Source organism: Rhizobium sp. P2_G2, from assembly GCF_056403555.1.
Genome location: NZ_JBFUFF010000247.1, coordinates 1 through 1,902 on the forward strand (window position 1 = coordinate 1; position 1,902 = coordinate 1,902).

At 59.7% G+C, this 1,902-nt stretch carries 1 protein-coding gene and 1 pseudogene; both read right to left on the bottom strand.

The window, feature by feature from the left end:
• Positions 1-127: pseudogene (locus tag AC1D06_RS42490) on the bottom strand (ISAzo13 family transposase); the annotation flags it as partial.
• A gap of 316 nt (positions 128-443) precedes the next feature.
• Positions 444-1,823, bottom strand: a complete 1,380-nt coding sequence (locus AC1D06_RS42495) for a peptidoglycan DD-metalloendopeptidase family protein (protein ID WP_477878460.1) — start codon at positions 1,821-1,823, stop codon at positions 444-446.
• Between the last annotated feature and the right edge of the window lie 79 nt (positions 1,824-1,902).

A 1,902-nucleotide genomic window follows, 5' to 3' on the forward strand; every position in this document is an offset into this window, starting at 1 on the left:
ACACCGCAGCAAGCCCGCCCCAGCCCGCTGTGCTCGCCTCGGCCGCCGCAAACATCCGACGACCGCGCTCATCAAGCGTGCGCCCAACCGTCTCCCAGCGATATCGGATGCTATCCTCGTCGATCATCTCATCGACATACGTCGATTTGAGCCCGACGGGAATCCCAAACCACATGAGTCAATCAGACGCACCCCAGGAAATTCGCGATTCCGTTATTGTTCGGAGAATCCTAAATACAAACGAGTACAGCAGATCAGCAATTTGGGTCACGGTATGGTCTCCGTCATTCTCGCATGCGCCAGTTCGAGCGCGTCCATTGGCGCTTTCTGACTCTCTTGCGAAGACTTGCAGAACGACATCCCACGTCCAACTCCGCTTCACAACATGCACCAACAAAAAGAGCCCGGGATGGCTCCCGGGCTCTTTACGTCTCCCCTACGCACTACTGGAGGAAAGTCATGGGGTTGACGGCTACTGCGTTCTGGCGGACTTCGAAGTGAACCTTCGGGCGCTTGGCGCCACCGCTCATGCCGGAGTCGGCAATCACTTCGCCGCGGGTGACCTTGTCACCGCGCTTGACGTTGAGGTTCTTGGCGTTGCCGTAGACGGTCACGGTGCCATCGTCGTGGCGGACCAGCACGGTATTGCCGAGATCTTTCAAGCCGCTGCCGGCATAGATGACGACGCCGTTCTCGGCCGACTTGATCGGCGTGCCCTCGGGAACCGAGATGTCGATGCCGGCATTGCGCACGCCGTCGACATTCTGGCCATAGCCGGCGATGACTGCGCCGCGCACCGGCCAGCGGAACTTGCCGATACCCGTTTCGTCGGGCGCCTTCTCATTGTTGTCGGCCGTCTTCTGCACGTCCTCGACGCTCTTGTCGGCAACCGGGGGCGTGTAGGTTTTCGGCTTGTTGGCGTCGACCGCTTCCTTGATCTCCTTCTTCGTCGGGATCGAGGCGGTGACGGTGCTGGCATCCGGGATCGTCAGCTTCTGGCCGACGCGAATGGACGCTTTGCCCATGTGGTTGGCGCTCTTCAGCGCCTGGACACTGATCTTATGGTGTTTGGCAATCGCGGCGAGCGAATCGCCTTCCTTGACCACGTAGAGGCCGTTGTCAGCCGCATCGTTACTCGCGAGCTTGGCTTCGGCGTTCTTGTCCTTGTCGCGGCTTGCGCTCTTGGGCAGGACGGCCTTGTCCTGCTCCGGCTCCTTGCCCGGCGTCGGAATCTTCTTTTTCTTGCCCTTCAGTTCAAGGGCCATCTCGTCCGATTCGGGCTTGGCCTTCAGTTCCACCTTGACCGAGGTCGGGATGATGATCGAACGACCGAATTTAAGATCGGCGCCGGTCTTGAACTTGTTGGCCTTGAGGATTTCAGCCTGCGGCACGTGATAGCGCACCGAGATTGCCGACAGCGTTTCACCGCTCTTGATCTTGATGCGCGGCGAGCTGTCGCTCACGCGCCAGATCGACTTGACAGTACCGGTCTTGATCGGATCGGCGTCGACATTGACCGAGAGCACGTGTTTGCCCGGCATCGGCTGGCTCAGCGCCACCTTTTCCTGCACCTTCACCTTGACCGAAGGCGTGGTAAGCTCGCTGCGCTCGATCCGGGCCGGCCTGACCGAAGCACGAACCGCCGTATCGGTGGTCGATGTGCTGATCGGATCATAAGACACATTGTTCTTGCCCGGATAGGGCTGATTGATCGCCGCATCGGCGCTTGGATCGTCGTTGCCGGCATCGGCAACGTTTTCCCTCGGGACGGGCAACTGGCCATTGACGGCGTTGACCTTGTGAGGGATCGAGTTCGTCGTCATTTGGTCTTGTTTCGAGGAGAAGATCCCATCGAAGCGAGTGACGTCCGAGCTACAACTTGACGCCGCACCTGCAAGCAGG

Bases quoted from the DNA above. Each gene is read 5' to 3' on its own strand.
- AC1D06_RS42495 (WP_477878460.1), bottom strand. From the start codon at position 1,823: ATGACGACGAACTCGATCCCTCACAAGGTCAACGCCGTCAATGGCCAG.